Below are 25,320 nucleotides of genomic sequence, written 5' to 3'. Positions count from 1 at the left end.
GCCGATCGTGGAATGACACTGAAGATCTATGCATGGAGGCACCGTGGCCGCCGAGGCGACCCGTCAGTTGCGGAAAGTGCTCATCGCCAACCGGGGCGAGATCGCGGTTCGGGTGATCCGAGCCTGCCGTGATGCCGGCCTGACCAGTGTCGCGGTGTACGCCGAACCTGATCGGGACGCGTTGTTCGTCCGGCTCGCCGACGAGGCGTACGCGCTGGGCGGCAACACCGCGGCCGAGTCCTACCTGGACTTCGAGAAGGTCATCGGCGCCGCGAAGCAGGCGGACGCCGACGGCATCCACCCCGGTTACGGCTTCCTGTCCGAGAACGCCGACTTCGCCCAGGCGGTGATCGACGCGGACCTGGTCTGGATCGGACCGTCCCCCCAGTCGATCCGCGACCTCGGCGACAAGGTGACCGCGCGGCACATCGCGATGCGCGCGGGTGCACCTCTGGTACCCGGCACCCCCGACCCGGTGTCCGGCGCCGACGAGGTCATCGAGTTCACCAAGGAGTACGGACTGCCGGTCGCCATCAAGGCGGCGTTCGGCGGTGGCGGCCGCGGCATGAAGGTCGCGCGCGAGGAGAAGGAGATCGCGGAGCTGTACGAGTCCGCGGTCCGCGAGGCCACCGCGGCGTTCGGCCGTGGCGAGTGCTTCGTCGAGCGCTACCTGGACAAGCCCCGCCACGTCGAGACCCAGGTGCTGGCCGACCAGCACGGCAACGTCATCGTGGTCGGAACGCGGGACTGCTCGCTGCAGCGGCGTTTCCAGAAGCTGGTGGAGGAAGCCCCGGCGCCGTTCATCACCGACGAGCAGCGCAAGACCCTCTACGACGCCTCCAAGGCCATCGTGAAGGAGGCCGGCTACTACGGCGCCGGTACCGTCGAGTTCCTGATCGGCCAGGACGGCCTGATCACCTTCCTCGAGGTCAACACCCGGCTGCAGGTCGAGCACCCGGTGTCCGAGGAGACCTCCGGGCTGGACCTGGTGCGTGAGCAGTTCCGCATCGCCGAGGGCCTGGAGCTGAACCTGAAGGACGACCCGGAGCCGCGCGGGCATTCCATCGAGTTCCGGATCAACGGCGAGGACGCCGGGCGTAACTTCCTGCCTGCCCCTGGCACGGTCTCCTCGATCGCGTATCCGGCCGGGCCCGGTGTCCGGGTGGACGCCGGCGTCGAGTCCGGCTCGGTCATCGGCGGCCAGTTCGACTCGCTGCTGGCCAAGCTGATCGTCTCCGGCTCGGACCGGCCGCAGGCGCTGGAGCGCTCGCGCCGCGCGCTGGCCGAGTTCCAGGTCGAGGGCATGGCCACGGTGCTGGAGTTCCATCGTCTGGTCGTCGAGGACCCGGCGTTCGCGGCGAACACCGAGGACGGGTTCACCGTGCACACCCGGTGGATCGAGACCGAGTGGGACAACACGGTGCCGCCGTTCACCGGTGGTGAGGGCGCTGACGAGGAGAGCTCGGAGCGTCAGACCGTCGTGGTCGAGGTCGGCGGTCGCCGCCTCGAGGTGTCGCTGCCCGGCGATCTCGCCCTGGGTGGCGGCGGGGGCGCGGCGGCCGGAGCCAAGAAGCCGCCGCGCAAGCGGGCAGGTGGCAAGGGCGGCGGAGCCGTGTCGGGTGACGCGGTCACCGCGCCGATGCAGGGCACCATCATCAAGGTCGCGGTCTCCGACGGCGACACCGTCTCGGCGGGCGACCTGGTCGTCGTCCTCGAGGCGATGAAGATGGAGAACCCGGTCACCGCGCACAAGGACGGCACCATCACCGGTCTGTCCGCCGAGGCGGGCGGATCGATCTCCCAGGGCACCGTGATCTGCGAGATCAAGGACGCCTGACCGGCAGGTCCGATCGACTGGCCGTTGCCGCTCGCGTTGGAGCGGCAACGGCCAGTCGTCTGTCCGGCCCACTGTCGTTGACTCGACAAGCTGTGCGATCGCGAAGGTTTTCGATCGTTCGCCCCCGGCCGGCGCGGGTTCGCTCCTAGCGTGGCCGTATGCCGGACAACGCCCCCGCCGCAGGCGGCTTCAGGATCGATCCCACGACGATCCCCCAGCTTCAGAAGGCCTTCCAGGATGCGCTCGCGCAGCTGCGACCGGTGCTTCAGGAGGCGGGGCACAGCCTGCCGATGGCGAGCCCCGCCATGGCCGACGAGGCGAGCACCCAGTTCCAGGCGGCCTTCAACCAGTCCGCGACGCAACACCTCGACTCGCTCACGGCATTCGAGCAGCGGCTGAACCAGGTGCTGGCGACACTCGGCTCGATCCAGCGGGCCTACGACTCGAACGACCAGGACACCGCGCGCAACCTGGCCGCCCAGCTGGGGTCGTGACCTGACCATGGCCGAGATGCGCCCAGCGGGCATGACCCTCGAACAGATGTACGCGACGGCGCAGTCGTCCACACCCGCCGTCGCGACCAGTAGCGGGGAGGGCTTCACCAAGGTCTCCGCCGGTCTCTACCAGGTGTCGCAGGGCCTACGCGGTTCACTCGACAAGATCGGTACGGGGTGGCAGGGGCAGGGCGCGCAGGCGGCACAGACCGGGATCGGCCAGCACGTGCAGTGGGCACAGACGGCGGCGCGGGAGTCCACGGCGGTGGCGGCCAACGCCGAGGCGCACGCCCAGAGCGTCACGCACGTGAAGAACTCCATTCCGGACCCGGCGACCATCGCGGCCAGTACCACGAACGCGCCCGGTGGCCGGGCGCCCGACGGCTCGCCCAACGCCGCCGCCGTCGAGGGCGCCAGGCGCGAGGCCGAGCAGCGGGCACGCGAGCTGTTCAAGCAACATGCGGGCAACTGCCGGTCGAACACCCCGAGGACCGCGCTGACCGCGCCGCCCACCGCCGGCTCGGCCGCGGGCGCCAAAGCGGGCGCCTCGGGCTCGCGCGCTCCCGCGACGCGAGGTCGCGGCGCCGGGGTGAAGGCGCCCGGCCCGGCCGCCGGCGGCGCGGCGGGTGCAGCGGGCGCCGGTGGCGCAAGGACCAGCGCGGCGTCGTCGGTCCGTCAGGCCTCGGCCGTGAACGAGGGCGCGGGCAGGGCCGGTATGGGCGCTCGGCCGAGCTCCACCAGGGGCTATCAGCCCGGTGGGTTCAGCGAGATGGTTCCCGGTACCAACGGGTATCTCGCGGAGCGTTCGACCCGGCGAGCACCACGAGGCGGACCCGCGCCCGCCGCCGCGCTTCCCGGGCCGGACGGGCAGGGCCGGAAGCGTGGACGTGGTCCCCGGCCCAGCCCGGAGGCGGTCGTGCCGGGCGGTCCGGCACACCCTTCGAGACCGGCTCCTCGGCAGTTGACGGCGCGGGGCGAAGGCCATCTCGACGCTGGTCAGCCGAGCGTCGGCTACCCGTACGGTCCTCCGCCTCCCGGCACCGAGCAGGCCGGGGCGCCGGGGCACGGCGGGCCACAGCAGGCGATGACCGGCGCGCACGGCGGCATGGTGTCGCCGATGATGGGAGGTTCGGGAATGAGTGGATCGTCCGGCTCGGAGCAGCGGCACCAGACACCGGCGTACCTGCTCGACGACTTCGAGCTGTTCGACGGAGACAGCTGGGTGGTTCCTCCGGTGATCGGGAAGTGACCGCCGGGACGCCGATCCACCACGGCTATCGGGCCCCGGAGCGGCGGGTGTTGACCGCTGTCGAGTTCGACGTGCTCTGGGAATGGCTCGGTCTCGGTGCCACACCGGTCGTGCTGCAGCTCGACTCGCCCGGTCGCACGCACAGCCAGCGCAGGGACATCATCAACGCGGGCTGGCACGGCCTGCGCGAACGTGGGCTCGCCGACCACAGCGGTCCCGACCCGGAGATCGTCCGGCTCATGCATCTGCTCGCGGCACCGGCTCAGCAGGTCGAGCTACGGCTGCGATCCGGGCACGACCTGCGGGCCGTCGGTGCCGGCCAGTCGACCGCGACCGCACTGGCGGTGCGCCAGGACGCGACGGTCGCGCTCAGCGCGGCGACGCAGCCGATCGATGCCGCACTCAGCGCGCTCCCCCCGCTGCCTCCCGGCGCCGGGCGCTCGGTGACGCTGCCCAGCGCCGACCTGGACGCCGCGAGCTCCTCCGCCGACGCCGGCCTGCCGTTGGCCGAGGCGCTGCGGGACCGGGGCGTCGACCCGGGGGATGCCGAGCTGGTCCAGGCCATCCTCGGGGGAATCACCGGCCGAGGGCAGCTGAGCGTCCTCGCGGCGGACCGCTGGGGGATGCTGCACCGGCTCGGCAAGGTCGTCGGCGTACTGGACACGCGGCACGGCCGGTACACGATCCAGCGTGCGGCCGCGCCGGGCAGCAGCGTGGAGTGGACGACCCTGGCACCGACCGACGCGCACCGGCTGCGGTTCCGTGTCGACGAGCTGCTGACCGAGACCATGGACCGGGCGAACCGGGTCTGAGCAGGTCAGCTCGCGGCTCTGTCGAAGCCGGCGAGCACCATCGGCAGAGCGCGGGGCGCGGAGGCCGAGTGGTCGATCATCCCGAGGTCGATCACGTCGGCGGCGCCGCCCGCCGCTCGAATCCGCCGCTGACAGTAGGTGGCGTTGGCGATCGGGACGTCCTGGTCGCCCGAGGCCGCGTAGATGCGCACCGGCAGTGTCGTCGGCGGCCGCCAGTCGCAGCTTCCGTCGGCCACGCGCAGAGCGTCGGCCAACGGACCGGCCGGGTTGCGCAGCAGGGCGAGGAACGCCGGGGTGAACAGCTGCTCAGGTGTCTCCGGCAGCGCGCGCAATGCCTGCTCGCTGCCGTGGTCGCCACTCACGAGCCCGGTCACCGTGCGGTCGTAGGGTGACCGGAACGCCTGGTCCGGGGTGTCGTAGAGATGGTGCAGGCGGTTCCACTGGACGGCCAGCAGCGCCAGGTACGCGGCACCGTTGCGGATTCCGCCGGTGACCGCGGTGTGCAGCGTGCCGCTGACGTCGTACGGGCCGCTGATCGGTGCCACCGCCTCGGGGTGCAGCGTCTCCTCGCCTGCCCGCAGCAGTTCCTTCGCCACGGCCATCGCCGCCTGCCCACCCTGTGAGTGGCCGCTGAGCAGCACGTCACCGGTCAGCCGTCGGCCGTCGCGGTCCGCCAGCGCCCTGGTCGCGCGCAGCGCATCGACCGAGGCGGTGACCGTCGACGGGAGATCGACGTACGGATGGTCACCCGGACCGGTCCCCAGCCCCAGATAATCCGGTGCCGACACGACGTAGCCGTCGGCGGCGAACATCACGGCCGCGGCCCGGTCGCCGCTGTCCGCGTCGACCGACGCCGCCTCCGCCCTGGACGGGTTGGTGCCGTGCTGCCACGACACCAGCTCTCCTCGCCCGCTGTCCATGGGTGTCGCTACGAGCGCGCTCGCCCTGGTGGGCTGTCCGTGCGGATCGATCGTGGTGTACTCGACCCGGCGGGCGTCGACGCCGAACCGTGCTCGGGACGCATCAACACCCCGCAGCGCCAGGTACTCACGGACCTGGCCGACGTCGAGCCGTTCCAGCTGAACGACCGACAGCACGTGCCCTCGTCCGCTCGGATCGGCCGGTATTTCCGGTTCCCGCGCCCCGCACGCCGCGACGAGCCCCAGCAACACGATCGCACTGCCCACAGCACACACCCGCGAAAGTCCCATGCGTCCAGGCTGTCGCGCGCCTCACCCGGACACCCTCCCCCGCTCCCCCGAATCCACGGTAGGGACAACCCCCGAACAGCCATGATCACCACCGCCTGAGGGCTGTTTCCGGGCTCGAAAACAGCCATGAGGCGGTGGTGATCATGGGAACGGGCTAGGACAGGAGGGCTCGCGCCTCCGGGGCGACCTTGCGGACCGCGTCGGCTGCCTCGTCGTTGGGCTGGGCCTGGGATTCGCGTTCCGAGGCGACCCGGGCCGTGTAGACCTCGACCTCTCGGGTGATCGTGTCCGCATCCCAGCCGAGCACGGGGGCGATCAGCTCGGCGACCGCCTGGGCCGAGTCGACGCCTCGGTGGGCGTACTCGATCGAGATTCTGGTGCGCCTCGCCAGGACGTCGTCCAGGTGCAGCGCGCCTTCGTGGCTCGCCGCGTACACCATCTCCACCTGCAGGTACGCCGGCGAGCCCGGCACCGGGGCCAGCAGTTCCTTGCGGTCGTCGGCCAAGGCCAGGACGTCGTGCAGCAACGAGCCGTAGCGGTTGAGCAGGTGGGTGACCCGGTGCGGGTGCAGCCGGTAGCGGGCGGCGATCTGCTCGGCCTGGTTGACCAGCGCGTGGTAGCCGTCGGCGCCCAGCAGCGGCACCTTGTCGGTGATCGACGGGGCGACCCGGATCGGGAGGTCCACCGAGGCGGCGTCGACCGCGTCGGCCGCCATGACCCGGTACGTCGTGTACTTGCCACCGGCGATCGCCACCAGGCCGGGCGCGACCCGCGCCACGGCGTGCTCCCTGGACAGCTTGGAGGTCTGCTCGCTCTCCCCGGCCAGCAGGGGGCGCAGGCCCGCATAGACGCCCTCGATGTCCTCGTGGACGAGCGGCGTGACCAGCACCCGGTTGACGTGCTCCAAGATGTAGTCGATGTCGTTCTTCGTGGCAGCGGGGTGGGCCAGGTCGAGGTGCCAGTCGGTGTCGGTGGTGCCGATGAGCCAGTGGCCGCCCCACGGGATGACGAACAGGACGGACTTCTCGGTGCGCAGGATGATGCCGGTGTCGGAGACGATGCGGTCCCTCGGGACCAGAATGTGCACGCCCTTCGACGCGCGGACCCGGAAGCGGCCCCTGCCCCCGGCGAGCTGTTGCAGCTCGTCGGTCCAGACGCCGGTGCAGTTGACCACCACCCCGGCGTGGATGTCGGCTTCGGCGCCGTTCTCGCTGTCCTTGACGCGCACCCCGGACACCCGGTCGGCCTCGCGCAGGAAGCCGACGACCTGGGTGGAGTTGCGGACGACCGCTCCGTAGTGCGCCGCGGTGCGGGCCACGGTCATCGTGTGGCGCGCGTCGTCGGCCTGGGCGTCGTAGTAGCGGACCGCGCCGATCAGCGAGTCGGACCGCAGCGCGGGGGCCATACGCAGTGCCCCGGACCGGGTCAGGTGCTTCTGGCGGGGCACCGCGCGGCCGCCGGCCATCAGGTCGTACAAGGTCAGGCCGGCGGTCACGTAGGGCCGCTCCCAGAACCTGCCGTGCAGCGGATACAGGAAGCTCACCGGCTTGACCAGGTGCGGCGCCAGCCTGGTGAGCATCAGCTCACGCTCCCGCAGCGCCTCGTGGACCAGCCCGAACTCCATCTGTTCCAGGTAGCGCAGGCCGCCGTGGAACAGCTTCGACGAGCGTGACGAGGTACCGGAGGCGAGATCGCGCGCCTCCACCAGCGCGACCCGCAGTCCTCTGGTCGCCGCGTCCAGCGCGGTGCCGGCGCCGACGACGCCGCCGCCGATCACCACCAGGTCGAACTGCTGACCGGCGAGGGCCTGCCAGCTCTGTTCGCGTTGCTCCGGGCCGAGCCTGCCGAGGTCGGACATCGAGGGCTACTCCCTGCGCGTCGGTGTGGTCGTCAGTTCGGTCGCCCCAACGGTACGCGTCGGCGTCCACTCGGGGCCTGCCCCGACCCCCGGTCGGACGCCGCCGATCGGGTCAGTCGCGCAAACGCATACGGGCAAAGGGATGCGGCGAAGCCCAGACCCTGCTGGAATCAGGCCCCGGAGTCCAGCCATGCCACCGCCAGGTACCCAATGAGGGGAATCACATGAGCCGATACGTCGCCGCGGTAGACCAGGGCACCACGTCGAGCCGTTGCATCCTGTTCGACCACAACGGCCTACCGGTCGCGTCCGACAGCCGGGAACACCAGCAGATCTTCCCGAAGGCCGGCTGGGTCGAGCACGACGCGCTGGAGATCTGGACGAACACCCGCGAGGTCGTCGCGGGCGCACTGGCGAAGGCCGACCTGTCCGAGTCCGACGTCGTGGCGGTCGGGATCACCAACCAGCGCGAGACCGCCGTCGTGTGGGACCGGGCGACCGGGCAGCCGATCTACAACGCGATCGTCTGGCAGGACACCCGCACCGACCGGATCTGCGCCGAGCTCGCCCGCGACGGCGGCGGCGAGAAGTTCACCCAGCGGACCGGTCTGCCGCTGGCCACCTACTTCGCCGGACCGAAGGTCCGGTGGATCCTGGACAACGTCGACGGCGCCCGCGAGCGCGCGGAGAAGGGCGAGCTGGCGTTCGGCACCATGGACACCTGGGTGCTGTGGAACGCGACCGGCGGCCCGGACGGCGGGCTGCACATCACCGACGTCACGAACGCCTCCCGCACGCTGATGATGGACCTGGAGACGCTGGACTGGGATCCGGAGCTGTGCGAGGCGGTCGGCGTGCCCGCGTCGATGCTGCCGGAGATCCGGTCGTCGTCCGAGGTGTACGGCACGGTGCGGGCGAAGGGGATCCTGCCCGGCGTGCCGATCGCCGGCATCCTCGGTGACCAGCAGGCCGCGACGTTCGGCCAGGCCTGCCTGGACCCAGGCATGGCGAAGAACACGTACGGCACCGGCAACTTCATGCTGCTCAACACCGGTACCGAGATCAAACGCAGTGAGAACGGCCTGCTCACCACGGTCTGCTACAAGATCGGCGACGAGCCTGCCGTGTATGCGCTGGAGGGGTCGATCGCGGTCAGCGGCTCGCTCGTGCAGTGGCTGCGGGACAACCTGGGCATCATCGGTTCCGCGCCGGAGATCGAGCAGCTCGCCGCGTCGGTGGAGGACAACGGCGGCGCGTACTTCGTGCCGGCGTTCTCCGGGCTGTTCGCGCCGCACTGGCGGTCCGACGCGCGGGGCGCGATCGTCGGGCTGACCCGGTTCGTCAACAAGGGCCACCTGGCCCGCGCGGTGCTGGAGGCGACGGCGTTCCAGAGCCGCGAGGTGCTCGAGGCGATGAACGCGGACTCGGGTGTGCCGTTGACCGAGCTGAAGGTGGACGGCGGCATGATCGTCAACGAGCTGCTGATGCAGTTCCAGGCGGACATCCTCGGTGTGCCGGTGATCCGTCCGGTGGTCGCCGAGACGACCGCGCTCGGCGCCGCCTACGCCGCCGGTCTGGCGGTCGGGTTCTGGGAGAACACCGACGACATCCGCACGAACTGGGCGAAGGACAAGCAGTGGGAGCCCACGATGGCCGAGGACGAGCGCGCCCGCCTCTACGGCCAGTGGCAGAAGGCCGTCACCCGCACCTTCGACTGGGTGGAGGACTAAACGGCCCGTGAGTGTTTTGGGCTGCCAGGGCAGCCCAAAACACTCACGGGTCTTCAGATCACGTGGGCGTCGTGCAGGTCGGCGATCCGGGGCGCGCCGTAGCCGAGTTCGGCGAGCAGGGCGTCGGTGTGCTCACCGATCTCCGGGATCGGGTCCATCCTCGGCTCCGGGCCACCTCGCGGGATGACCGGCGGAGCGAGTGCCGCGAGCGGGCCCACCGGGGACCCGACCTCGGTCCATCGGCCCCGTTCGGCCAGCTGTGGGTGCTCGATCAGCTCGGGCAGGCCGTTGCGCCGGGAGTGCGCGATGCGGGCGCCGGTCAGCCTGCTCGCCAGCTCCTCGGCCGGCAGCGCGCGGAAGACGTCCTCGATGGCCGCGCGCAGCTCGTCACGGTGCTCCACCCGGGCGGGGTTCGTCGCGAACCGCTCGTCGCGGGTCAGCTCGGGCCTGCGCAGCACCTCGGCGCAGAACAGCACCCACTCGCGGTCGTTCTGGATCGCCAGCATCACGTCGGTCCCGCTCGTGGCGAACGGCCCGTACGGCGCGATCGCCGCGTGGCTCGCACCCGCCGGCACCGGCGCGGTGCCGCCGTAGCGCGCGTAGTACATCGGGAAGCCCATCCATTCGGTGAGCGCGTCGAACAGCGATACCGCGAACGCGCCACCGGCACCGGTGCGCTCACGGTGCAGCAGCGCGCTCAGGATGCCCGAGTACGCGTACATGCCGGCGGCGATGTCGGCCGCCGGGATGCCCGACTTCGCCGGCTGCTCGGGGGTCCCGGTGATCGACAGCAGCCCGACCTCGGCCTGGATGAGCAGGTCGTAGGCCTTCGCGTCGCGGTAGGGGCCGTCCTCTCCGTACCCGGAGATCGAGCAGTGCACCAGCCTCGGGTGCCGCCCGGTCAGCTCCTCGGCGCCGAGCCCGAGGCGGTCGGCGGCACCGGGCGCCAGGTTCTGCACGAACACGTCCGCCCGGTCCAGCAGCCGCCGCATCACCTCGGCACCGTCCGGCTGCTTCAGGTCGAGCGTGAGGCTCTCCTTGGACCGGTTGAGCCACACGAAGTGGCTCGACATGCCGAGGACGGTGGTGTCGTAGTCACGGGCGAAGTCGCCACTTCCCGGTCGCTCCACCTTGATCACCCGAGCGCCCAGGTCCGCGAGGTGCCGGGTCGCCAACGGCGCGGCGACAGCCTGCTCGCACGCGACGACGGTGATGCCGTCCAACGGTCGTTGCATCGTCATGCTCAGTCCAGGTCGTCGTGGCGCATCAGCTGCCGGCCGGCCTCGGTGATGGAACCCGACAGCGACGGGTACACCGAGAAGGTCCTGGCCAGGTCGTCCACGGTCAGTGTGTTCTGCACGGCCATCGCGATCGGCAGGATCAGCTCGCTCGCCACCGGCGCGACGACCACGCCGCCGATCACGACGCCGCTGGTCGGACGGCAGAACAGCTTCACGAAACCGCGGCGCAGACCCTGCATCTTCGCCCTGGGGTTCGTGCCGAGCGGCATCATGATGGTCCTGGCCTGGACCTCACCGGCGTCGATGGAGGCCTGGCTGATGCCCACCGTGGCGATCTCCGGCCGGGTGAACACCGCGGCCGCGACGGTCTTCAGCTTGATCGGCGCGACTCCCTCACCGAGCGCGTGCCACACCGCGATCCGGCCCTGCATCGCGGCGACCGAGGCGAGCATCAGCAGCCCGGTGCAGTCACCGGCCGCGTATACGCCGGGCGCGGCGGTGCGCGACACGCGGTCCACCGGGATGAAGCCGCCCCGATCGGTGGTGACGCCGACCCGGTCGAGGCCGAGGTCCTGGGTGTTCGGCACGGAGCCGACCGTCATCAGCACGTGCGAGCCGCTGACCGTGCTGCCGTCGCCGAGGGTCACGACGACGCCGTCGCCGTCCCTGCTGACCTGCTCTGCCCTGGTGCGGGGCAGGATCGTCACGCCGCGTTCGGCGAACACGTCCTCCAGCACCGTCGCCGCGTCGGCGTCCTCGGTCGGCAGGACGCGGTCCCGGCTCGACACCAGGGTGACCCGCACGCCCAGCTCGGTGTAGGCCGAGACGAACTCGGCGCCGGTCACCCCCGAGCCGATGACGATCAGGTGCTCGGGCAGCTCGTCCAGGTTGTACAGCTGCCGCCAGGTGAGGATCCGCTCGCCGTCCGGGACCGCGCTGGGCAGCACCCTCGGGGTCGCACCGGTGGCGATCAGGACCACGTCGGCGGGCAGCGTCTCGCCGTCGGCGACCACGCTGTGCGCGGCACCGGACAGGGGCTTCTCGGCGAACGCCGCCGATCCACTGATCAGCCGCACACCTTCGCGTTCCAGCCTGGCGCGCACGTCCGCCGACTGTGCCCTCGCCAGCGAACCCACGCGCGCGTTGATGCGGGCGAGGTCGACCGTCGCGGCCTTGTGGTCGGCGTTCAGCCCGAGCTCGTTGGCCCGGCGAAGCTCGGTGCGGATTCCGGCCGACGAGATGAACGTCTTGGACGGCACACAGTCGTCCAGTACGCATGCTCCGCCCATGCCGTCCCGCTCGACCACGGTCACCTCCGCGCCGTGCTGGGCGGCCACCAGAGCCGCCTCATATCCGGCCGGTCCGCCGCCCATGATCACAATCCGGCTCACCCGGTGCTCCCCTCCCACTCGATACGTCTGCCATGACACTAGGCTGTCCGGGTGTCGCTCTACGCTGCCTATGGGTCCAACATGGATCCTGCCCAGATGAAGCAGCGGTGCCCGCACTCCCCGATGGCCGGCACCGGCTGGCTGATGGGCTGGCGCATGACCTTCGGTGGCGAGGACTACGGCCCCGAGGGCGCGCTGTGCACCGTGGTGGAAGACCCCAACTCGCAGGTGTTCGTGGTGCTGTACGACGTCACCGACGCCGATGCCATCCTGCTCGACCGGTGGGAGGGTGGTGAGCTCGGTCTGCACAAGAAGCTGCGCCTGAGGGTGCAGACCCTGCAGGGCACCGAACTCGCCTGGCTCTACGTGTTGGACGCCTACGAGGGCGGCCTGCCCTCGGCCCGCTACCTGGGCGTGGTGGCCGACGCGGCGGAGCTGGCCGGAGCCCCCGACGACTACGTCCAGGCAATCCGCACCCGCCCCAGCAGAAACGTAGGCCCGTAATTCTGTGCTTCTGAGCCTGTGGTTGGGCTGGGTGTGGTTGGGCTGGGTGGCTCGGGTTGTGGGCCTGCGGGAATGGTTGAGCTCTGCAGGTCGGGCTGTGGGGTTTTAGCGCTGGGTGAGGGTGCAGGCTGTCTTGTTGGGCCTGTTTCGCGCGCGATATTTTTCTGTGACCACCCCGGCTCGCGTAAACGCTCGCTGGGGTACTCCCAGAAAAAAAGGCTCGAGGACTCGCCCGGGCGCGCGCTTGTGCCCACCGTGGGAGCCGCCCTGGCAGCTGGGCGATGTGGTCGCTGACATTCACTGCCCGGCCTTCGCCGGAACTCCTTCGGAGACTTGCGGAGCCGGCTTCACAGACACAGGTACACCCGCAGCGGGATAAGGAGCCGTGAGTGTTTTGGGTTGCCAGGGCAACCCAAAACACTCACGGGTCTTTGTTGGCTGCGCGGGTGTGGGTGGTGGGTTGCGCATCGCACCTGCAGCCGCTCAGCTTGCACCGGGAATGTGGCGAGGCGCGGTGCATGGGTGGCCCCGCAGAGGTGCCCGGAGGGGTTCCGCCGCAGGCGGGTAGTGCATGAGGGGCGGCTCCCAAGCCGGGGCACCAAGCGCGCGCGTCGCCGAAGGCGACATTTTTCCGAGTGGGTCCCCATGCCCGAAGGGTATGGGGGCCCGCGAGGAAAAAGCCCAGGCAGCGACCCCGAAGGGGTTGCCGCCTGGATCGTTCCCGGTTGGCCCGGAGGGCCTGCCGGGAACGATGGCGCGCGAAACAGGCAGGAATCAGGCTGCGAGGCTGGCCAGGGCTGCGTGGACCAGGACCCGGACGCCCACGGGGAGGGCGCGTTCGTCCAGGTCGAAGGTCGCCTGGTGCAGGTCCTTCATCGGGCCCTCGCCGGACCAGACACCGAGGCGGCCCATGGCGCCGGGCACCTCTTCCAGGTACCAGGCGAAGTCCTCACCGCCGCTGGACTGTTCGGTGCTCGTCGCACCGTCCGGACCCAGCGCGGCGACGGCCGCGTCGTGCAGCAGGCCGCTGCTGAGCGGCTCGTTGTCGACCGGCGGGACGCCACGGGTGTGCTCCAGGACGTACCCGACGCCGATCGGCGCCAGCAAGGCGGTGACCAGGGACCGGACCAGCGGCTCGAGCTCGGTCCAGATCTGGTGGTCGCCGGTGCGCAGGGTGCCTCGCAGGACGCCGTTCTGCGGCACCGCGTTCGCCGCCTGACCTGCTTCGACGGCACCCCACACCAGCACGGTGCCGGTGCGCGGGTCGACGCGGCGGGACAGCAGCGACGGCAGCTGGGTGATCAGGGTGCCCAGCGCGTGCACGAGGTCCGCGGTCAGGTGCGGCCGCGACGTGTGGCCACCCGGCGAGGTGAGCCGGACCTCCAGGAGGTCGCAGGCCGAGGTGATCGGCCCGACCTTGGTGCCCAGCTGACCGACCGGAAGCCGGGGGTCGCAGTGCAGGGCGAAGATGCGCTCGACGTCCTTCATGACGCCGGCCGCCACCATGTCGATCGCACCGCCGGGCTGGACCTCCTCGGCCGGCTGGAAGATCAGCCGGACGCGACCGGGCAGCTTGGGTGCGTTCGCCAGCGCCAGACCGGCGCCGAGCAGCATCGCGGTGTGCGCGTCGTGACCGCAGGCGTGCATGACGCCGTCGACACCGGACGCGAACGGGAGGCCGGTCTGCTCGCGCAGGGGCAGTGCGTCGAGGTCGGCGCGCAACGCGACGCAGTGGTCGCCGGTGCCGATATCGCAGGTGAGACCGGTACCGGACGGAAGAATCTGGGGTTTCAGTCCGGCGGCGGTGAGCCGGGTGGCTACGAGCGAGGTACTCAGCCGTTCCTGGCGGGCGAGCTCGGGGCGCGCGTGCAGCGCACGCCGCCACGACACGAGCTCGCGGTTGTTCTCAGCCAACCAACCGTCCAGCCAGGCGGGACCTCTGCCCTGGCCGATGTCGGTCACCGGTGCGCTCGGCCCAATGGCCTGCGCTGCCAGCAGTTCGGTGTGCGCGTCGAGCACAGACACCGGTACCACCACCGATCAATCCGTTCGATGTTGACGCTGACGCGGACGGTCGGTTCGGGCCACCTTGTGAGTGTCGGGAACAGTGCCGTGTCAACGTCGCTATCTCACATATGGTGCATCACTCGGGACGGCAAGATCCGCGTAAACAGTCGCTCCGGAGCCTCTCCTCGCTCAAGGGTTACTGATCTGCTGCGGGCGGCCCCGCTCGCCGGACAACCGGTCGTCGTGGTGCCGTGAACGGGCTGTGACACCGCTCACCGGGGTGTTCGACCGCGCTCCGCACACGATGCGCTACGGGAATCGGACGTCCGCCGGCGAAACCGACATCCACCGCTGAAGGCTGACCGCTAATGGAGTTCAGCGGGTCGGCCCGGCGTGACAGGGTACGTAGACAGGCCCAGCGAACGCAGTCAGAGTGAACCGGGAGAATGTCCGGTATGTCGCCATCCGGTTCCGCACCCGAGGAGGCCGAGTCGCGCCTGATCGCCGGCCGCTATCGGTTGACCGAACCACTCGGCAGCGGCGCCATGGGGACGGTCTGGGCGGGCTACGACGAGGTACTGCACCGGTCGGTCGCGATCAAGGAGCTGAAGGTCCCGCCCGGTGTTCCCGAGGGCGAGATGGTCGCGATGCGTGAGCGCATGATGCGGGAGGCCCGCACGCTGGGCGGGCTGTCGCATCCGAACGTCATCACGCTGTACGACGTGGTCGCGGTCGACGGTGACCCGTTCGTCGTGATGGAGCTGCTGCCCAGCCGCGACCTGTCCAAGGTCATCGGCGCGCAGGGCAAGCTCAGCGCGGCCGAGGCGGCCACGGTCGGTCACGCGATGGCCTCGGCGCTGCAGGCCGCGCACCGGGCCGGCATCACGCACCGGGACGTCAAGCCGGGCAACGTGCTCGTCGCCGAGGACGGCCGGATCAAGCTGACCGACTTCGGTATCGCACGCAAACGCGACGACGTCACCATGACCCAGACCGGTCTCGTGCTCGGCTCCCCCGCCTACATCGCCCCGGAGGTCGCGGCTGGCCAGCCGGTGACTCCCGCCGCCGACCTGTGGGGCCTCGGCGCGACGCTGTTCGCCGCGCTGGAGGCACGACCGCCCTACGACGTCGACGGGGACCCGGTCAAGACCGTCACCGCCGTGGTCCACGCGGAGGTCCCGAGGGTCTCGATGGGCGGCCCGCTCGCCGACGTCATCTCCGCGCTGATGGTCAAGGACCCGGAGCGCAGGCTGGGGCTCGCGGACGTCAAGCGCAGGCTGCGGCCGTTGGTCGACGACCCGGAGGACCCGGTGTTCCCCGGCTCGCCGGAGGCGTTCATCCCGCCGCCGGACACCTCGGGCCGGGTCATCGGCGAGGCCGACAGCGGCGGCTCCGCCGCACCGGTCCAGTACAACAGCTACGGCGCGACGACCACCGGCACGTCGGCGCCGCGCAGATGGAACACCAGCCGTCCGGACGGCACGCCCGCGCCGCTGGCGGCCGACCCCGGCCCGATGCCGCCCGCACCGGCGCCCCCGAGGCCCCCGGACGGCTACGGCGCACAGGGCACCGGCTACGGGACCCAGGGCACCGGCTATCCCCCGCAGGGCACCCAGGGCGGGTACCCCCAGGGAACGCAGGGCGGCTACGCCCAGGGGACCCAGGGCGGGTACGGCAGGCCCAGCTGGCAGCCGACCGGCGGCGTGCCGGCACGCCCACCGATCGCCAGGTCCGCGCCGCCACCGACCAGGGCGCAGGCGGGCCTGTCCGGCAAGATGGTCGTGCCGCTGATCCTCGCCGGCATGATCGCGGTGCTGGTCGGCGCGGGTTTCGGGTGGTCGACCATCCGCGTCCTGGTCGGCCAGTCGTCGCTCACGACCGACCTGGTGAGCCCGGCGAACGGCGGCACGGTGACGCTGAAGGCCTATACCGACAACACCCAGGGCGGGCTCGGCTTCACGGTCAAGACACCCGACACGTGGGAGCAGTACCGGGTGGCGCCGCAGGGCAACGGGTCCGCGTCGGTCCGGTTCGTCAGCCCGGACGGCTCCCGTGAGCTGCGTATCGACAAGATCGTCGGCAGCCGGACCAAACCCGCGACCACGACGGACTTCACCAACGCGCTGTCCTCGAGCGGGCTGGGTGTGGACAAGGTGACGGTCGAGTCCAACACCGGCGCCCAGGTGACGTACCGCAGCGAACGGACCGGCCCGCAGGGCGTGTCGAACCGTTTCGGTTACGCGCAGCTGACCAAGGCGGGCGACGACCTGTGGGTGGCACAGCTCATCGTCCCCGCGACCCAAGCCGACGACCAGACCAAGGAGCTGTTCGACGAGATGGTCAGTGGATTCACCCCATGACGGACATCGCACAGACCGACGACCCGGCACGCGCGGCCGAGGTACTCGCCGAGCGGACCGGCGCCGACCGCCACGATGTCGCGGTGGTACTCGGTTCGGGCTGGCGCCCGGCCGCCGACGCGCTCGGCGCGCCCGAGGCCGAGGTCCCGATGTCCGAGCTGCCCGGGTTCGTGGTCCCGAAGGCGATCGGTCACGCGGGCACGGTGCGGTCACTGGTCGTCGGGTCGCGGCGGGTGCTGGTCCTGCTCGGCCGTACGCACCTCTATGAGGGGCACGGCGAGGCGGCGGTCGCGCACGCGGCGCGGACCGCGGCGGCGGCAGGCTGCTCGACGATCGTGCTGACGAACGCCGCCGGCGGAATCCGGGACGGTCTGTCGGTGGGCCAGCCGGTGCTGATCTCCGACCACCTGAACCTGACCGCGAGGTCGCCGCTGGTCGGCGCGCGGTTCGTCGACCTGACCGACCTGTACTCGCCCCGGTTGCGCGCGCTGGCGCAACAGATCGACCCGAGTCTCGCCGAGGGCGTCTACGCCGGTCTGCCCGGTCCGCATTTCGAGACGCCGGCCGAGATCCGGATGCTGCGGACGGTGGGCGCCGACCTGGTCGGCATGTCCACCGTGCTGGAGGCGATCGCGGCGCGCGCCGAGGGGCTCGAGGTGTTCGGGCTGTCGCTGGTAACGAACCTGGCGGCGGGGCTGAGCGGGCAGCCGCTGAGCCACCAGGAGGTCATCGAGGCGGGTGACGCGGCCGCCGGCCGCATGGGCGAGCTGCTCGGTCGGCTCATCACGACACTCTGAGGTGGCCGTCCAGGACGGGTGGCGTGATGCCGCGCTCCGGTGGATCGTGGCGGACCCGGATCCGGCGACCCGCGCCGAGCTGACCCGGGTGCTCGACTCGGGCGACGCCGAGGAGCTGGCGCGGCGCATGAGCCCGCCGTTGACGTTCGGCACGGCGGGCATCCGGGGTCCGGTCCGCGCCGGGCCGACCGGGATGAACGTCGCGGTGGTCCGCCGGGTGACCGCCGGGCTCGCCGCGTGGCTGGTGGAGCACGGCTCCCGTGGCGGCCTCGTGGTGGTCGGGCGCGACGCCAGGCACGGTTCGGCGGCGTTCGCCGAGGCGGCGGCGTCCGTGTTCGCGGCGGCCGGGTTCGAGGTCCGCGCGCTGAGCAGGCCGCTGCCCACCCCGGTACTGGCGTACTCGGTCCGGACCTGGGGCGCGGTCGCCGGCGTGCAGGTCACCGCGTCGCACAACCCGCCGGGCGACAACGGCTACAAGGTGTATCTCGCGGACGGCGCGCAGCTCGTCGGCCCGGTGGACACCGAAATCGAGGCGCACATCAAGGCCGCGCCCGACGCGACCGACATCCCGACCGTCGCGGTGCCGGAGACGGACCCGGACGCCCTGCTGGATGGCTACCTCGATCGGGTCGCCGCGCTGCGGGCCGGCGACCGGTCGGGGCTGCGCATCGCGTTGACCGCGCTTCACGGGGTCGGGAACGACGTCGCGGTCGAGGCGCTGCGACTGGCCGGGTTCGACGACGTCCACGTGGTGGCGGCACAGGCGGCGCCGGATCCGGACTTCCCGACCGTGCCGTTCCCCAACCCCGAGGAACCGGGGGCCACCGACGCGCTGCTGGAACTGGCCGGATCGGTCGACGCCGACCTGGCGATCGCGCTGGACCCGGACGCGGACCGGTGCGCGCTGGGTGTTCGTGACCCCGGGGCCGGCTGGCGGATGCTCACCGGCAACGAGACCGGCGCCCTGCTCGGTGACCACCTGCTCGCCACGCTGGACCGCGAGCGTCACCCCGATCCGCTGGTGGCCACGACGGTCGCCTCCTCGACACAGCTGCGCGCGATCGCCTCGGCACGCGATGCCCGGTTCGCCGAGACATTGACCGGCTTCAAATGGATCGTGCGCGCCGGCGAGGAGCCCGAGGGCGACCCGGGCTTCGTATACGGCTTCGAGGAGGCGCTCGGGTACTGCGTGGACCCCGGCGCGGTACGGGACAAGGACGGCATCTCCGCGGCGGTGCTCGCCGCCGACCTCGCCACCACCCGGGGGCCGCTCCCGGCGGTCCTCGACGAGCTGGCGGTCGCGCACGGCGTGTATCTGACCGGTGCGATCACGCTGCGGATGGAGCCGGCTCAGCGCGCCGAGGCGGTACGGAGGCTGGAGCGTGAGCTGCCCGGCGACCGGCCGGCGCCGGACGTGTTCCTGCTGCACCGGGAGCGGGCCCGCGCGGTGATCCGGCCATCGGGCACCGAGCCGAAGCTCAAGGCGTACCTGGAGGTCGTCGAACCGGTCGCGGCAGCGGCCGGGCTGGCCGCCGCGCGGTCCCGCGCCTCGGATCGGCTGGCCCGGCTGCGTGATGAGGTCGAGGTGCTGCTCGGGACGACCGGCGAATCGTGACGGATCGGCGAAAACCGGTCGCGGCGACCCGCTGACGCTGCTAGCGTTATATCCGCACCCGCTGCGAAGTCCACGGATACTTCACTTCTCATGAAACAGACCGTGGGCGTCATGTTCTCGGGGGCACCACAATTTCATGGTGAGTTCCGCTGCGAAGGCAATGGTTACTTCTGATCTATAGGTTGCGGGTTCGAGTCCCGTCACCGCGCGGTTCGCCGGGTGGTGTAGCTCAAACTGGCAGAGCAATAGAATTGTACCGTCGCCGCTACTGTTCTCGGAACTCCGCCATGGAATTCGTGTTGCTCCCTTTCTGCCGATGGAGAGGTTGAGCACGGTGAGCAAGTTCAACACCGCCGACGTACGTCCGGCCGCGCACTCACCCGTGACGAGCGAGAACATTCCGTCCGGCGTGACCCATCAGGGTGCGCCGGGATACGTGCGGGACACGCGCTCGGAGCTGTTCCTGCTCGCGGTCACGAACATGGTCGGCGAGGACACGTTCTACGAGTCCGGCGGCGCTCGGGACGACCGGTTCACCCAGCTCGTCCATCAGGCCACCGAGCTGGACCCGGAGTGGACCGCGAAGTTGCTGGTGTGGCTGCGCACCGAGGCGAACCTGCGGTCCGCGGCGCTGGTGGGCGCGGCCGAGTTCGCCGCGAAGGCACTGGAGCTGACGATCCCGGGCGGCCGGCAGGTGGTCGCCTCGGTGCTGCGACGTGCCGACGAGCCGGGCGAGATGCTCGCCTACTGGCGGTCGAGGCACGGCCGGACCGTGCCGATGCCGGTCAAGCGGGGTGTCGCGGACGGGCTGGTCCGCCTGTACACCGAGCGGTCGCTGCTGAAGTACGACTCCGACGCTCACGGTTTCCGGTTCGGCGACGTCATCGAGCTGACCCACCCGACGGCGTCCGCGCCGTGGCAGAACGACCTGTTCCGGCACGCGCTGGACCGGCGGCACAAGCGGGACAACCCGATTCCCGAGTCGCTGGCGATGCTGCGGGCACGTGCCGAGCTGATGGCTCTCGCACCGGGTGACCGTCGGCCGGTGCTGGACCGCGACGACGCCGGTGAGGTGCTGGCGGCCGCGGGCATGACGTGGGAGTCGCTCGCCGGGTGGCTGCAGGGTCCGATGGATGCGCGTGCGTGGTCGGTGGTGCTGCCGTCGATGGGTTACATGGCCCGGTTGCGCAACCTGCGCAACCTCGACCGTGCCGAGGTGCCGGACGACGTCGCTGGTCGGGTGGGTGACTACCTGTGCGATCCGGGTGAGGTGGCGCGGTCGCGGCAGCTGCCGATGCGGTTCCTGTCGGCGTACCGGGCCGCGCCGTCGCTGCGATGGTCCTATCCGCTGGAGAAGGCACTGGACCTGTCGCTGTCGGGTATCCCGGCGCTCGCCGGCCGGACGCTGATCCTGGTGGACACGTCGGGCTCGATGCAGGCGGGGTTCTCCCAGGACGGCACGGTCGCGCGGTGGGACGCGGCGGTCATGTTCGGTCTCGCGTTGGCCGCGCGGTGCGCACGGCCGGACGTGGTGTCGTTCTCCTCCGAGTACACGTACCCGGGGGTGGCACCGTCGCCGAGGTCCAGGGTGTTCCCTCGGCGCCGGGCCGAGTCGCTGCTGTCCGGTGTGCGCCGGTGGGGCGAGGAGGGGTTCTTCCTCGGCGCCGGCACGGACACGGCGGGCGCGCTGGCCGAGCATTTCGCCGGGCACGACCGGGTGGTGATCCTGACCGACGAGCAGGCCGGCCGGGGTGACGTCGGTCAGGTGCTGCCGGCGACGGTTCCGCTCTACACCTGGAACCTGGCGGGTTACCGGCACGGCCACGGCCCGTCCGGTTCGGGCAACCGGCACACGTTCGGCGGGTTGAACGACTCCGGCTTCCGGATGATCAGCCTGTTGGAGGCCGGGGTCGATGGCCGCTGGCCGTGGGAGAACGCCCCGGTCGCCTGACCGCCGTGCCACCTCGAGTGGCACGGCGGTCTCCGGGCGGCACACTGTCCCGGGTGCCCACGTTGCTGATCGTCCATCACACGCCGTCGCCGGCCACCGCCGAGATGTTCGACGCGGTGCTGCGCGGAGCCACCGACCCGGACATCACCGGGGTCGACGTCGTACGGCGTGCCGCGTTGGCAGCGACCGCGTCGGATGTACTGGCCGCCGACGGACTACTACTGGGCACACCGGCGAACATCGGCTACATGTCCGGCGCGTTGAAACATTTCTTCGACCAGATTTACTACCCGGTGCTCGACGACACGAAGGGGCTGCCGTACGGATTGTTCGTGCACGGCAACCTGGGCACCGAAGGCGCGGTGAATTCGGTGACCTCGATAGCCGAGGGCCTGAACTGGAAACAGGTAACAGAGCCCGCCGTGATCACCGGCCCCCCGGACAAGAAGGCCCTGGAACGCTGCTACGAACTAGGCGCCACCCTGGCAGCAACCCTCATGCCCTGATGCCCAACAACAACAGCAACAGCAAACCCGGCAACAACCAACCCAGCAACAGCCAAGCCGACAGCAGCAAACCCGGCAACAACTAAGCCGACAACAACTAAGCCGACAAACAGCTAGGCCAGCGAAGCTTGGCCGGCGACAGCGAGGCCGGCTCCGCAAGTCTCCGAAGGAGTTCCGGCGAAGGCCGGGCAGTGAATGTCCGCAACAACCACACCAACGCAAGGAGGCGGCTCCCAGAGCAACGACAAGCGCGCCCAGCGACGAAGGAGCTTGTTTTTCTGGGAGTACCCCCGACGGCGAAGCCGAGGGGGTGGTCACAGAAAAACTCCGCGCGGAAGCCGCAGAAAGAGCCAGCATATGACGGGGTTAAGGGGCTACTAAGTTAGCCTCGGCTCGTGCCAAGGCCGAAACTCCACGACGACGCGCTGCGTGTCCGCTTGCTCGAGCAGGCGGTGCGCACCCTGTCCAAGGAGGGCCCCGACGGGCTCAGCCTGCGCAAGCTCGCCGCTCAGGTCGGCACGTCGACGACCGCCGTCTATTCGTTGTTCGGCGGTAAGCCGGGTCTGCTCAACGCCGTGTTCGACGAGGCGTTCGACCGTTTCGCGCAGCGGTTGGGCACGGTGGAGCACGTCGACGATCTGATCGAGCAGGGCATCGCGCTCGCGGCCGCCTACCGCAGCAGCGCCTTGGACGAGCCGCACTTCTACCAGGTCATGTTCGGTCAGGTCGGCGGGGAGCTGACGCCGGACGAGGAGTCGGTTCGGCGGGCGACCGCCACGTTCACGCCGCTGGTGGAATGGGTTCGCCAGGCCATGGACGCGGGTCTTCTGCGTGAGGAGAACCCGAGGACCGTGGCCACGACGATGTGGTCGGTGATGCACGGTCTGGTGTCGCTCGAGCTTCGGTCCCTGTTGCCGCCCGGCTCCGGTGAGCCCGCCGAGCTGTACCGGCACGCGCTGCGGGCGATGCTGCGCGGCTGGCACCCCTAGTGCCCCACTAGCGGGCGCCGAACTGGCGGTCGCCCGCGTCGCCGAGGCCGGGCACGATGAACCGCGCGTCGTTGAGGCTGTCGTCGACGGCCGCGGTGACCACCCGCACCTTCAGCCCGGAGTCCTCGACCACCTTCAGCCCCTCCGGCGCCGCGAGCACGCAGATGGCGGTGACCTCGGTCGCACCCCGGTCCAGCATCAGCTCGACCGCGTGCACCAGGGTGCCTCCGGTGGCCAGCATCGGGTCCAGCACGAACACCGGCCAGCCGGCCAGTGACTCCGGCAGCGACTCCAGGTATGACACCGGCCGGAACGTCGCCTCGTCCCGGTAGGCGCCGACGAACCCCACTCGTGCTTCCGGGATCAGGCCGAGCGCGGCGTCGACCATGCCGAGTCCGGCGCGCAGGATAGGTACGAGGAGTGGTGGCGCCGCGAGCCGGAATCCGGTCGTGGCCGCGACGGGCGTCTCGATCCGCTCTTCGGTGACCTCGGCTCCCCGGCATGCCTCGTAGATCAGCATCTCGGCCAGCTCGCGCAGCGCGGCGCGGAATCCGGGGCTGCCGGTGCGTGTGTCGCGCAACGTGCTCATCCGGGCCTTGACCAGCGGATGATCGACTACGTGCAGTTCCATGATCGCCTACCGTCCGTACACAAGATCGACAATGAGCTCGACACAACGACCTTGGAGGGTACGCAGGGTCAACGCGAGAGCGATCCTGCCAGCCCGGAACGAGCCCGGCACCACGTGCTGTCCGGATAGCCCGGACAAGGTTGATCACCTGCGGTATATCAGTCGAAAGTGTCCAACCGATCACCCAACGACACGCATATCGGACCTACCGTCGTCAAGTCACCCACAGTGACCCGGTGACCTGCCCCGAACGGGTGTTTTCCGGTTTTGAGTGACACGCTCAAGCCCCTTCCACCGCTGTACTCAGTAAGAGTCAGTTGTCAGGAGGTGATCGGAGTGCCGGAGAACGCGCCCGCCAACGCCGCGTTGGTGGCAGCGGCAGAGCAGCTCGGGCAGTGCGATGGCTACATCGTGCTCGCTGTGGACCCGCAAACCGGAGAGGTCGACGCACACGGCCCCTACGACGGCATGGCCGCGACGTTGAAAGCGGACCGGCTGCGTGGCGAGTTCGATGCGGGCGGCCTGACCGACGTGACGGTCGGGGTCGTCCGACTGCACACCGCCCACTGACGCCTCTACCCGTCAGCAGCCGAGTGGGCCGGCCCATCTGGCCGGCCCACTCGCATGTCCGGATCGGGCGCCGCGGTCCGGCCCTCATCGGCCGTGTGATCCAGTTCAGTAACCTTTCCGGGTGGCCATGGACATCGTTCCCATCCAGCTCTCCCTGACCCGGGGCGACCTGATCACCCTGTGGGCGCCCCGGTGGCGCGAGGGCGGCGAGGAATGGGAGGGCTTCCTCGGTGACGAACACGGGGTCCACGCCTTTCCCGACGCCGGCACCCTCACCGCCTACGTGCGCACCGTCGCCGAACACGACCTGAGCGACCACCCGGCCTGGCCGCTCGTCCACCAGCTGACCGCGCCGGAGCTGGTCCCCGCCGAGGACCACTGCTACGACGTGGTGGGCGTCCCGGAGATCGCGGCCGACGAGCCGGACACCTGGATGGTCGGCGAGCTGGCCGGCATCACGGCCGTCATCCGCGCCCTCGCCGACACCTGCGGCCTGCGCACCGTCCACGAGGTCCTCGACTCGGCCGAAGGCTTCAACATCCTCGACCGCGGCACCTGGGCGTTCAGCGGCCGCGAGGGCAGCAAGCTGTGGGAACAGCTCGCCGACACCATCGCCACCCGCTGGGACGAGGTGATCGACGCACTGGACGGCATCGTTCTCGTCCCCGACGTCGACCCGGACGCCGTCGCCATCGCGCGCAAGGAGTTCTCCGACGCGGTCATCGCGGGACGGGCGGACGCCGAGGACTCCGACGAGCCCACCGACGCCGACACGTTCTGGGAAGAGGTCGGCATCGACCCCATCCAGATCAGCTTCGACGAGGGCGACTACTACACACTGCGCTGCTACCTCGACGACCAGCCGCTGTTCCTCGGCGCGGCCGGACGAATCCGAGCGTTCCCGTCCACCCGTGCGCTCGCCCGCTACCTGGGCGGCCCCGGCACCGCCGGCCACGACCTCACCCGCACGTCCACCTGGTCACAGGTCGTGCTCAAAGCGGTCGCGGGTGACCTGCAGATCGACGTCGACCCGCAGAACATCTACCAGCTCAGCGGACTCGCCGAACAGCTCGCGGCCGGCCCGGCCCAGGTGGACCCCAGCCAGCTGGACCTGGGCGTGGAGCTGCTGCTCGACGTCGGCGAATGGGCAAGCGACGACTCGGCCTCCATCGCGCTGTCCCCCTCGCAGAGCCTGGGCTGGCTGACCTCGTTCGTCCTGCGCCCCGACCCCACCCGCCTGGCCCCCAGCCCACCTTTCGACGCCGAGGCGAGCCGCTGGGCAGGCTTGGTGACGAACCTGGCCAAGCGCATGAGGTAGGAGCTGGCTCGCGGCTCACCGGCGGGCCCCCGCGCGTCGAAAGTTTCCGGCAGGGACCCCGCTCCGCTTCGCTCCGGGGGCCCGCAACCGGAAACTTGGGCGGCTACGCCCTCGCTGACGCTTCGGCTTCGCTGCCCTCGCTTGACGCGCGCTTGTCTGGTCGCGTTCTGCTTCGCCTGTTGCGTTCTTTGCAGTGCTTCGCACTGAACCCCCTGCGGGGAGACTCGCGGAGCGGACCCTCGCCCACCT

At 70.6% G+C, this 25,320-nt stretch carries 20 protein-coding genes; 14 read left to right on the top strand and 6 right to left on the bottom strand.

Translation table 11 applies throughout. The annotated features are described in order from the left end of the window. Nucleotides 1-28: 28 nt before the first annotated feature. From G406_RS0129665 to G406_RS57390, 4 genes are all read left to right on the top strand, one after another. Nucleotides 29-1,837, top strand: coding sequence for an acetyl/propionyl/methylcrotonyl-CoA carboxylase subunit alpha (locus tag G406_RS0129665; RefSeq protein WP_211241321.1), 1,809 nt, complete (start codon nucleotides 29-31; stop codon nucleotides 1,835-1,837). A 158-nt stretch (nucleotides 1,838-1,995) separates the two neighbouring features. After that, nucleotides 1,996-2,331 (top strand): PE domain-containing protein, encoded by a 336-nt coding sequence (locus tag G406_RS0129660; protein WP_028936597.1) that lies wholly within the window; start codon nucleotides 1,996-1,998, stop codon nucleotides 2,329-2,331. Nucleotides 2,332-2,347: 16 nt separating this feature from the next. Then, nucleotides 2,348-3,580: a PPE domain-containing protein gene (locus G406_RS57395; RefSeq protein ID WP_169736815.1), complete on the top strand. Its 1,233-nt coding sequence runs from the start codon at nucleotides 2,348-2,350 to the stop codon at nucleotides 3,578-3,580. Continuing rightward, entirely contained in the window at nucleotides 3,577-4,392 is an 816-nt protein-coding gene (locus tag G406_RS57390) for an ESX secretion-associated protein EspG (RefSeq protein ID WP_169736814.1), read from the top strand. The genes G406_RS57395 and G406_RS57390 overlap by 4 nt, the downstream gene beginning before the upstream one ends. Before the next feature lie 5 nt (nucleotides 4,393-4,397). On the opposite strand, the gene G406_RS0129645 is transcribed toward G406_RS57390, so the two are convergent. Continuing rightward, a complete protein-coding gene (locus G406_RS0129645; protein WP_051342873.1) occupies nucleotides 4,398-5,579 on the bottom strand; it encodes an alpha/beta hydrolase in 1,182 nt (393 codons plus the stop codon). A 178-nt stretch (nucleotides 5,580-5,757) separates the two neighbouring features. Beyond that, the gene (locus tag G406_RS0129640) at nucleotides 5,758-7,461 is read right to left on the bottom strand and encodes a glycerol-3-phosphate dehydrogenase/oxidase (protein WP_028936594.1); all 1,704 of its coding nucleotides are present in this window, start codon (nucleotides 7,459-7,461) and stop codon (nucleotides 5,758-5,760) included. A 224-nt stretch (nucleotides 7,462-7,685) separates the two neighbouring features. On the opposite strand from G406_RS0129640, the gene glpK reads away from it, so the two are divergent. Next, nucleotides 7,686-9,191, top strand: a complete 1,506-nt coding sequence (gene glpK, locus G406_RS0129635; protein WP_028936593.1) for a glycerol kinase GlpK — start codon at nucleotides 7,686-7,688, stop codon at nucleotides 9,189-9,191. A 53-nt stretch (nucleotides 9,192-9,244) separates the two neighbouring features. Here glpK and G406_RS0129630 read toward each other — a convergent pair whose 3' ends face one another. Both G406_RS0129630 and G406_RS0129625 read right to left on the bottom strand, forming a co-directional pair. Next, nucleotides 9,245-10,426, bottom strand: coding sequence for a CaiB/BaiF CoA transferase family protein (locus tag G406_RS0129630; RefSeq protein WP_084216547.1), 1,182 nt, complete (start codon nucleotides 10,424-10,426; stop codon nucleotides 9,245-9,247). Between the two features lie 8 nt (nucleotides 10,427-10,434). Continuing rightward, nucleotides 10,435-11,823 carry an NAD(P)H-quinone dehydrogenase gene (locus G406_RS0129625; protein WP_028936591.1) on the bottom strand — a complete coding sequence of 463 codons (1,389 nt, stop codon included), beginning with the start codon at nucleotides 11,821-11,823 and terminating at the stop codon, nucleotides 10,435-10,437. Between the two features lie 51 nt (nucleotides 11,824-11,874). On the opposite strand from G406_RS0129625, the gene G406_RS0129620 reads away from it, so the two are divergent. Then, nucleotides 11,875-12,327 carry a gamma-glutamylcyclotransferase family protein gene (locus G406_RS0129620; RefSeq protein WP_028936590.1) on the top strand — a complete coding sequence of 151 codons (453 nt, stop codon included), beginning with the start codon at nucleotides 11,875-11,877 and terminating at the stop codon, nucleotides 12,325-12,327. 774 nt (nucleotides 12,328-13,101) lie between these two features. On the opposite strand, the gene G406_RS0129615 is transcribed toward G406_RS0129620, so the two are convergent. Further along, on the bottom strand, nucleotides 13,102-14,352 hold the full coding sequence (locus G406_RS0129615; RefSeq protein WP_028936589.1) for an amidohydrolase: 1,251 nt from the start codon (nucleotides 14,350-14,352) through the stop codon (nucleotides 13,102-13,104). Nucleotides 14,353-14,789: 437 nt separating this feature from the next. On the opposite strand from G406_RS0129615, the gene G406_RS0129605 reads away from it, so the two are divergent. From G406_RS0129605 to G406_RS0129575, 6 genes are all read left to right on the top strand, one after another. Beyond that, a complete protein-coding gene (locus tag G406_RS0129605; RefSeq protein ID WP_051342872.1) occupies nucleotides 14,790-16,694 on the top strand; it encodes a serine/threonine-protein kinase in 1,905 nt (634 codons plus the stop codon). Next, entirely contained in the window at nucleotides 16,691-17,491 is an 801-nt protein-coding gene (locus tag G406_RS0129600) for a purine-nucleoside phosphorylase (RefSeq protein WP_028936587.1), read from the top strand. Before G406_RS0129605 ends, G406_RS0129600 begins: the two co-directional genes overlap by 4 nt. A 1-nt stretch (nucleotide 17,492) precedes the next feature. Then, entirely contained in the window at nucleotides 17,493-19,106 is a 1,614-nt protein-coding gene (locus G406_RS0129595; RefSeq protein WP_028936586.1) for a phospho-sugar mutase, read from the top strand. Between the two features lie 334 nt (nucleotides 19,107-19,440). Then, on the top strand, nucleotides 19,441-21,057 hold the full coding sequence (locus tag G406_RS0129590; protein WP_028936585.1) for a vWA domain-containing protein: 1,617 nt from the start codon (nucleotides 19,441-19,443) through the stop codon (nucleotides 21,055-21,057). A 53-nt stretch (nucleotides 21,058-21,110) separates the two neighbouring features. Continuing rightward, entirely contained in the window at nucleotides 21,111-21,563 is a 453-nt protein-coding gene (locus G406_RS0129585) for a flavodoxin family protein (RefSeq protein ID WP_028936584.1), read from the top strand. Nucleotides 21,564-21,958: 395 nt separating this feature from the next. Beyond that, nucleotides 21,959-22,552: a TetR/AcrR family transcriptional regulator gene (locus tag G406_RS0129575; RefSeq protein WP_028936583.1), complete on the top strand. Its 594-nt coding sequence runs from the start codon at nucleotides 21,959-21,961 to the stop codon at nucleotides 22,550-22,552. Nucleotides 22,553-22,559: 7 nt separating this feature from the next. Here G406_RS0129575 and upp read toward each other — a convergent pair whose 3' ends face one another. After that, the gene (gene upp, locus G406_RS0129570; RefSeq protein ID WP_028936582.1) at nucleotides 22,560-23,183 is read right to left on the bottom strand and encodes a uracil phosphoribosyltransferase; all 624 of its coding nucleotides are present in this window, start codon (nucleotides 23,181-23,183) and stop codon (nucleotides 22,560-22,562) included. A 336-nt stretch (nucleotides 23,184-23,519) separates the two neighbouring features. Between upp and G406_RS0129565 the strand changes: the two genes are divergently transcribed. Further along, nucleotides 23,520-23,753, top strand: a complete 234-nt coding sequence (locus G406_RS0129565) for a hypothetical protein (RefSeq protein WP_028936581.1) — start codon at nucleotides 23,520-23,522, stop codon at nucleotides 23,751-23,753. 121 nt (nucleotides 23,754-23,874) lie between these two features. Continuing rightward, entirely contained in the window at nucleotides 23,875-25,071 is a 1,197-nt protein-coding gene (locus tag G406_RS0129560; protein ID WP_028936580.1) for a hypothetical protein, read from the top strand. The last annotated feature ends 249 nt before the right edge of the window (nucleotides 25,072-25,320 follow it).

Origin of the sequence: Actinospineispora spinosispora DSM 44797 (genome assembly GCF_000429025.1) — a bacterium.
GTDB lineage: Bacteria > Actinomycetota > Actinomycetes > Mycobacteriales > Pseudonocardiaceae > Pseudonocardia > Pseudonocardia spinosispora.
Note: the sequence above shows the minus strand (reverse complement) of the source record. Positions and strands in the feature narration are given on the sequence as shown.

Excerpts from the sequence above, each read along its gene's own strand:
- G406_RS57395 (WP_169736815.1), top strand. The coding sequence starts at position 2,348 with ATGCGCCCAGCGGGCATGACCCTCGAACAGATGTACGCGACGGCGCAG.
- G406_RS0129600 (WP_028936587.1), top strand. The coding sequence starts at position 16,691 with ATGACGGACATCGCACAGACCGACGACCCGGCACGCGCGGCCGAGGTA.
- G406_RS0129660 (WP_028936597.1), top strand. The coding sequence starts at position 1,996 with ATGCCGGACAACGCCCCCGCCGCAGGCGGCTTCAGGATCGATCCCACG.
- upp (WP_028936582.1), bottom strand. The coding sequence starts at position 23,183 with ATGGAACTGCACGTAGTCGATCATCCGCTGGTCAAGGCCCGGATGAGC.
- G406_RS0129605 (WP_051342872.1), top strand. The coding sequence starts at position 14,790 with ATGTCGCCATCCGGTTCCGCACCCGAGGAGGCCGAGTCGCGCCTGATC.
- G406_RS0129630 (WP_084216547.1), bottom strand. The coding sequence starts at position 10,426 with ATGCAACGACCGTTGGACGGCATCACCGTCGTCGCGTGCGAGCAGGCT.
- glpK (WP_028936593.1), top strand. The coding sequence starts at position 7,686 with ATGAGCCGATACGTCGCCGCGGTAGACCAGGGCACCACGTCGAGCCGT.
- G406_RS0129640 (WP_028936594.1), bottom strand. The coding sequence starts at position 7,461 with ATGTCCGACCTCGGCAGGCTCGGCCCGGAGCAACGCGAACAGAGCTGG.
- G406_RS0129665 (WP_211241321.1), top strand. The coding sequence starts at position 29 with ATGCATGGAGGCACCGTGGCCGCCGAGGCGACCCGTCAGTTGCGGAAA.